The sequence below is a fragment of the Prosthecobacter sp. genome, assembly GCF_044236155.1.
In the GTDB taxonomy this organism is placed as follows: Bacteria; Verrucomicrobiota; Verrucomicrobiia; order Verrucomicrobiales; family Verrucomicrobiaceae; genus Prosthecobacter.
Map to the genome: position 1 here is coordinate 107,732 of NZ_JBIIHA010000017.1, position 7,146 is coordinate 114,877.

General features: G+C 60.7%; 5 protein-coding genes and 1 tRNA gene. 4 read left to right on the top strand and 2 right to left on the bottom strand.

The genetic code is table 11. The features are described 5' to 3' along the window. Positions 1-60 precede the first annotated feature (60 nt). Positions 61-2,340, top strand: a complete 2,280-nt coding sequence (locus tag ACILSE_RS15280) for a hypothetical protein (protein ID WP_395718279.1) — start codon at positions 61-63, stop codon at positions 2,338-2,340. On the opposite strand, the gene ACILSE_RS15285 is transcribed toward ACILSE_RS15280, so the two are convergent. Continuing rightward, positions 2,341-4,470: an alpha/beta hydrolase family protein gene (locus ACILSE_RS15285; protein WP_395718280.1), complete on the bottom strand. Its 2,130-nt coding sequence runs from the start codon at positions 4,468-4,470 to the stop codon at positions 2,341-2,343. 145 nt (positions 4,471-4,615) lie between these two features. Here ACILSE_RS15285 and ACILSE_RS15290 point away from each other — a divergent pair. Together ACILSE_RS15290 and xerC are read left to right on the top strand one after the other, a co-directional pair. Beyond that, positions 4,616-4,700: transfer RNA gene (locus ACILSE_RS15290), tRNA-Leu, on the top strand. Between the two features lie 63 nt (positions 4,701-4,763). After that, positions 4,764-6,101 (top strand): tyrosine recombinase XerC, encoded by a 1,338-nt coding sequence (gene xerC, locus ACILSE_RS15295; protein WP_395718281.1) that lies wholly within the window; start codon positions 4,764-4,766, stop codon positions 6,099-6,101. A gap of 116 nt (positions 6,102-6,217) precedes the next feature. Here the strand turns inward: xerC and ACILSE_RS15300 are convergent, their stop codons facing one another. Then, complete coding sequence (locus ACILSE_RS15300) at positions 6,218-6,418, bottom strand: helix-turn-helix domain-containing protein (protein WP_395718282.1); 201 nt, start codon at positions 6,416-6,418, stop codon at positions 6,218-6,220. Between the two features lie 157 nt (positions 6,419-6,575). On the opposite strand from ACILSE_RS15300, the gene ACILSE_RS15305 reads away from it, so the two are divergent. Further along, the coding region (locus ACILSE_RS15305; protein WP_395718283.1) for a hypothetical protein at positions 6,576-7,146 on the top strand (571 nt) is incomplete at its 3' end.

Below are 7,146 nucleotides of genomic sequence, written 5' to 3' on the forward strand. Positions count from 1 at the left end.
ATTCAGAACGCTGAAACCCGATTCGTTGTGGAAAATTCAGAAAAGACATCCATCAACCCATTGTCACCTGCCTCGGAGCTTCCTGTGGCAGAACGGGTGAACCCCTTCGCGGAAGATGTTTGCGTGGGTCCGTTCTGTGTGGATGAGAACCGCTCGGTCCCGGGCCTGAACGCGGACATCTTGGGGCAGTTGACCGCGACGATCGACGAGCGTCAAAGCAGCGCGGGTCGTGCGGGCGGGCAGCCGCTGCTGCTCCTCACGGCTCCGCGTGCTGGTTATGGCAAGACGCATCTGCTTGGCCGTCTGGCAGCCGCCGCAGGCGGGCAGGTGGTGCTGGTGCCGCTGGCGTTCCGTCTGGAAGATGAAATCGGCATCTCAGCAGTCGCCGTGCGCGGTCTGGAGTCCATGGCGCGCGCGGAAACATCCCGCGAGGGCTGGACGAAGCTGCGCGAGGCCTGCGCGGGTGTGTGCGCGATGCTGGTGCGGCGTTTGATCGAGACCGATGTGCTGCCATGTGCGAACAAGGAGCAGGCGCTGCGCGTCTTGGGCGGTGATCCGGTCGAAGTGTTTGATGAAAAAGGCAGCGCGCGCCTCATCGGCGAATGGGTGCGGCGTTTCGACACGCAACTGCGCAAGCCGATGACCGAGCAGGCGATGAAACGCGTGCCGGCGATCCCCGCCGCTCTCGAAGCCTGGGTGGATGCCATGTTGAATCACGCGCTCGACGGCGGCATGTCAAAGATGGCCGTGCTGCGCACGCTGGCGGCGGATGAAGCGAACGAAGGCCCGGTCACGTGGCTGCGTTTGCTCGGCCTGTGGCGGCCCGTGGTGCTGCTGGTGGATCATCTCGACGCGTATTATCGCAATCCCGAGGCCGGGCTGCGCATCGCTTCTCTGCTGCTCGACATGTCGGAGATGGACGGCGTGCATGTGGTGCTGAGCTTGAACCAGGACGTCTGGCAGGCGACGTTCGGTCACCATCTGCCGAGTGCGATGGAGGACCGCCTCACCGCGTCGCAAATGCTGCTGCGCGGCATTGGTGAAAGCGAGGCCGCCACGCTGCTGCGCATGCGTCTGCAGCATGCGGGAGTGAAAAACGATGAGTTGCGCGAGTTCGAGGCATTCGTGGATGTGAAGCGTTATTTCCTCGGCAGACCACTCGGTTCCGTGTCGGCGCGCACCTTCCTGCGTCACGCTGCGAAGCAGTGGGACTTTTTCCAGCAAACGCTTGCGTCACCGCCGCCAGCAGCGCCGATTGAGCCGGTCAAAGCCGAGCCTGAGGAACCCGGAGTGCTGCCGCTGATGACGGACATGGTGACGGAGAACGAAACTCCCGCCGAGATTGCCATTTTTGACACGGGCACCACGGCGGATGTGAAACGCATGGCCGAGGGGCTCGCCGAGCCCGAGCCTGCGCTGCCGCAGCAGTTGGAAAAGCCGCTTATGGCCGTCAATGGCACGCATTTGCCGCCGCCGAGTTCGCCGGTCGTGGAGAAGACCGCAATCCAAGCAGTGAACGAGCCCAAAACGCAGGCGCAAACGCAGTTCTCCCCGAGTTCGGCCAGCGCCTTTGAAAATCTGCGCGAAATGCTCGGCAAGCTGCGCCAGCCAAATGCTTCGGCGGCGGCCTCTTTGGAAGGCAGCACACATGCCGTCGCCACCAAGCTGGCCAGCGTGATGAGTGCCGCCGCGCCCGCCACAATCGTCGCTCCAGCCGCCGCAGCACCTCCTGCTGCCGTCATGGTCGCGGCCCCGGATGCGGAACGTGACGCCCTGCTGGGTCGTTACGAGGCGCTGCGGATGCAAATGTCGGCTGAGGCAGTGTCGCTGCCGCTGGATTACACGAAGCTGGCGGAGTTGATCCGCCTCGCTGGCCGCCGTTTCCCGCTGGTGCGCTTCAGCGAGCATGAACTTCCCGGCATGACCGGCCGCTTTGCGATGTGCTGGTCGCTGCAAGGCCTGGAGATCGTCTTCGGGCTCGCGAATTTCGCCGACGGCTCCTACTGGCGCACGCTGGCCGGTTTCGCCGCCGGTCGTCTGGCTGAACTCAGTGCGCACGCGGTCGATGGCACGCCGAAGCTCAAGATCGCCACGTTCAAAACGGAGCGCGAGCAGCAGAGCTGGGCCATTCTGCAGCACAGCACCTCGTTTCCCGAGGTGCTGCGCGCGCATGTCGATGCGATCCACCTCGACACCGCCAGCGTGGCCTCGCTCTATGCGATGCAACGCATCATCAAGGAGTCCGAATCCGGCGCCCTCCAAGCCACACCCGCGCAGGTGATGAGCGTGCTCGCACGTGAACTCGATTTCTTCTGGAAACGTGTGACGCGTGCGGGGTGATCACTTCGCATTCTCCGCCTTCACCGGTTCGCGAACCTGGAACTGCTTCTCCTTGCCAAGGTTCTTCGTGAGCGTCGCGGGATAGTCCCACGCCTCTTTTTTGTCGGAGTAAATCACGACGCGGCCGCGAGTGGCGGCCATGGCGGCGGCCTGGGGGATGTCGAGGTATTTGAGCACGTTCAGCATCGCTGGGCCGACGGTTTTGGGATCGCCATCGACAGTGCCGTTGTGGGTGAGGGGCACGTCATGGAGGTCGAGTCGCTTGATGTTGTCCTCGAACAGCGAGGCGTAGAGCGAATCGACGGCCATGTCGCGGTGAGCTTGGATCCACAGCGGAGTTTCCTCGAAGCCGGGGATGGCGCGGATGGTTTGCAGCGTGCGGCGGATATCCCAGACACGCATGCCGTCGAGCGTCTGGCCGAGGAGGTAGAAGCGGCGCAGGCGCTGTGTTTGTGCCTTCTCGCTGCCGGTCCACGCTGTGGGGCCGATGCCGCGAGGGCAGATGTAGGCCATGCCCCATTTGAAGCTCGTGAACATTTTCTTCTCCTGCTCGAAAGCATCGTTATTCTTGGGTGTGCCGGGAAAAACCTCGATCAGCTTGCCGAAACGCGAATGATAGGTGGCGCAGAAGTCATCCCAGCCGGGTTCGTCGAGCACGTTGAGCGCGACGAGTTCCAAATCCTGCGGGCGGAGGCCGTCGCGATGCACGACATAGAGCCGCAGGCGGTAGGGCGATTGGCTTTCAAAATCATAGGCAGTCATGCGGATGCCATCCACTTCGGCGCTGTTTTCCTTCTGCGGATTGACGGAGGCGATCTCCTGTGGCCATCCGGCGAAGACTTTTTCCTTGAGCGCTTTCATCCATACACCGCTCTGTTTGCTCCAGTCGGCCTCGTTCGTCGCTGGAGCGGGCGTTTTGGCGACGGGGACGAAGGTCTCGTCGATTTTTGTGTTGAGCTGATCTTTGGGCAATTCGGTGAAGACACGCAGCGATGACGGTTCGAGGGTTTTCTTCGCGCCTTCGTCGATCACCTGCATGGGATCGGCTTTTTTGAGGAAGCGCTCGAACCAATGGAACGCGCCCATGTTCAGGGGCTGCAAGTCCTTGTGCGGACCTTCGGCCACTTGCAGGCCGATGTTCGTCTCCTTGCCGAGGAGCGCGTAGAGCTTGCGCACGTTCTGGTAGATGCGGAACACGCCGTCGATGGGGAAGATCGTGTCCTTGTCGGTGTTCACGATCAGCAGCGGCCGCGGCGCGGCGAGCGCGACCATGCGCTCAAAATCCCAGCGGTAGGTGTTCTGGAAGAACATGCAGTCGCAGTGGCCTTCGACACAGCCATCGATGACCTGGTTCTGCATGTCGGTGACACCCGCGGTCGGGGCGCTGGCCTTGATGCGTTCATCCAGCGCGGTGATCCACCAGGAGTAGGCGCCGCCGCCGCTGCGGCCGGTGACGCCGAAGCGCTCCTTGTCCACCTCCTTGCGTGTTTCGAGGTAATCGAGGGCGCGGATGCAGTTCCACGCCTCGAGTCCGGCGGGTGTGTAACCGCGCGACCACCACCAGAAACGGCCCTTGCTGTAAGTGCCATGATGCTCGCCACGGATCTCGCCGAGCTGCACGGTGTCGATGATGAGGCAAACGTACCCGTGTTTCGCGAACCAGGCACCGTGGTGCTCGTAGCCGGCCTTGTTGCCCAGGCTGACACCATCTTTCATCATCACCGCATGGCCGCACACATAGAGGATGGTCGGCAGCGGCTGCTCGACTTTCTCCGGCCGATACAAATTGGCCGTGACATACAATCCGGGCATCGACTGGAAGTGCATCTTTTCGACGACGTAGCCTTCCCCCTTCACCTCGCCGGTTTTCGTTGCCTTTAGAGGTGTTTTTTCCGGCATGGGATCAAGTCCGAGCATCTCGGCGAGCTGACGGCGGTATTCCGGCGCATGCTTTCCCCACTCCTCCGCACTGGTGATGTGCCCGACACCATGGCTCATGCTGATCTCACGCGTCTGCTCGGCAAAATAGCGGTCGAGGAGCTTATTGCCTACCGTGTCCGGAGTTTTCTCCGGGTATGGGGCCGCGGAGGCGAGGGTGGCGGACAGGCAGAGGAGCAGGGGAGTGCGCATGAGGAGTTATGCTGTCTCAAACGGCGAGCGGAGGCAGGATTGATCGCCGTCGGCAGGCATGGGCAAGAACTTTGCAAAAAGACAAAACAGCGGTTGCATAAAAACCGGGGCGTCTATATTCGCGGCCCTGTTTTCCACAGACCCTGCTCGGGTGGCGGAATTGGTATACGCGCAAGACTAAGGATCTTGTGCCGAAAGGCTTAAGGGTTCGAGTCCCTTCCCGAGCACCACTCTTTGATAATCAAGGAAGTGGCACGGTCTGGAGTAGCGGTTTTGACATGCCACCCAGTGCCATGCATGACAAAAGCATGACAAAACCGGGGTTTATTGCCCGGAAAAAGGGACAATCAACGCTGCGGATCAAGCATGGAAGCGCCGTGGTGCCGATCTACCACGGTAAAGTGCATGATCGAGATCGCTATACCGTGGCTTTTCACCTGAACGGCCGCCGGGTCAGACGAACTTTCGGCACCCTTGAGCGCGCCAAAAGCGAGGCAATGCTTGTGGCGCGGCGCATCCAGAGCGGTATGGCTTCGACGAATGACATCAGTCCGGCCCAGCGGGAGTGTTACCTGGCGGTGGACCGGCTGGCATCGTCTTTCAACATTCCTGCCGTTGCGGCCATGGATGAATACGCAAGATGCCGCAACCTTCTGGGTGAGGTTCCGCTGATGGTGGCGGTTCAGGAATTTGTGCGCCGCACGAAAGGGATGACCCTCGGCGTCAAGGTTCCTGACATTGTCCCTGAAATGATCGAGGCCAAGAAGCAGGATCAATTGAGCAGCAGTTATCTCAGCCAGCTTGCTATCACAGCCCGGCGGTTTGCTGAGGCATTTCCAGATGAGATCAACTCCATCGGCTCTGGTGACATAGACCGCTGGCTTCGGGGGCTTGGCGGCTCGCCGGTGACGCGAAACTCAATCCACCGCTGCATCAAAGTACTGTTTTCTTTTGCGAAGTCGCGTGGTTACCTGCCGCGTTCTGAGGCAACTGCCGCTGAGATGCTGCAGCTTGCCAAGGTCGGTGAAACAGTGACGGAGATATTTCAACCGCATGAGGTTCAAAAACTGCTGGAAGCTTGTCCGGCGCACCTTTTGGGTTTTGTCGCGATTGGTGCATTTGCCGGGCTGCGGGTGGCTGAAATTGGCCGGCTGGAATGGTCGGCGGTTGATCTCGACCGCAGGATCATCATGCTTAGGGCGGATCAAGCAAAGACTGCCTCCCGTCGAATTGTTCCCATCACCAGCAATTTAGAAACCTGGCTACGCCGCCTCACTCGCCGTGGCTTGGTGGCACAAGGAAGCAAGACGGGAGTTGAAGTCACCGCCTTGGCCAAAAAACTTGGCATCAAGTGGCCGCATAATGGCCTCCGGCACTCCTTCATCAGCTATCGCATCGCCGAGATCAAAGATGCGGCGCGTGTCGCGCTGGAGGCGGGCAACTCGCCGGAGATCATCTTCAAGCATTACCGCGAGCTTGTAACAGAGGATGAGGCGCGTGAATGGTTTTCCATCACGCCGCCCGAAGGCTGGGTGCCCCCGCCATCCGGCAAACGACATTATTCACCACGGCGAAAACGCGCTGAGGCTGGCCATCTTCGTTGCGCAACGAACTTCTCGGTGCTGCCCTAGTTCACGCTGATGAGGTTGTGGGAGCGTAGCCGGTCGAGAACCTGCTGCAGTTTGGACTGCAGGTCGGTTATCAACGATTAAGGGTGGGCAAGGGAAGGGGGATCGAGGTGATCTTATCAGCGCATCGCGATGAGCTTCATCAGCGCGACGACCGCGTAACCTCTCGGTGTGGTCCGCTCCTGCTCCCAGTTCTCCAGGGTGCGTTTGCTGATGCCGAGGAACTCCGCCGCATCCCGCTGGCTGAACTCCTTCTTCTCACGCCATGCCTGAAGGGCACTGGCGAATTTTCGAGGAGTCACCCCTTTGGGGAGTTTCATGGGCATACGCAGGACTACGCAGAAAGCGGAGTGCCGTCAAGATTGCGCAGGCACCCCATGGCACCTTCCAAACCCTGCGACCCACTCAAACCTCATGGCATCATTTGGTGATGCAAACGGATGGATTCCCGAAGTCACGGTGACGAGGGCATCCATCATGGACCTGCCTGACCTCTTTCCCAACGACCCCATGCAACTGCGCACGATCCGCGGCTACAACTTCAGCGAGGTGTCCTCGGCGATGCAGAAGGCCATCCGCCGGGGAGATGCCGCGCTGGCCGGTTACTGGGCCTTGGAGCTGTGGAGCAGCGGCTTTGGCAAGTATGTGTGGAAGCGTCTGCTGACCATCAGCGCGGAGGACTGCTGGGGCATCCTCACGCAGGAGGTGAAGGCGCTGCATGACAGCTACCTGGTCATCAATGACGGCATCCCGCCCAAGCAGGCCAAGGGCCGCATCTTCATCAGCAAGGCGGTCATCCTGCTGTGCCTGAGCAAGAAGAGCCGCGACCCCGACCACCTGCAGAACATGGTCTATGACCAGAGCGCGGGGCTTGATCCAGACACGCTGGCGCAGGAGCTTCGCTCATCGGGCGAGTATGTGGCGATCCCTGAGTATGCGTATGACTGCCACACGCGGGAGGGCAAGAAGCGCGGCAAGACGAAGGCGGACTTCTTCAAGGCGGAGCAGGCGGCGCTGCAGCCGTTCCAGCCGGGGTTGTTTGATCATT

Coding starts and splice junctions, on each gene's coding strand:
- ACILSE_RS15285 (WP_395718280.1), bottom strand. CDS start 4,470: ATGCGCACTCCCCTGCTCCTCTGCCTGTCCGCCACCCTCGCCTCCGCG.
- xerC (WP_395718281.1), top strand. CDS start 4,764: ATGCATGACAAAAGCATGACAAAACCGGGGTTTATTGCCCGGAAAAAG.
- ACILSE_RS15300 (WP_395718282.1), bottom strand. CDS start 6,418: ATGAAACTCCCCAAAGGGGTGACTCCTCGAAAATTCGCCAGTGCCCTT.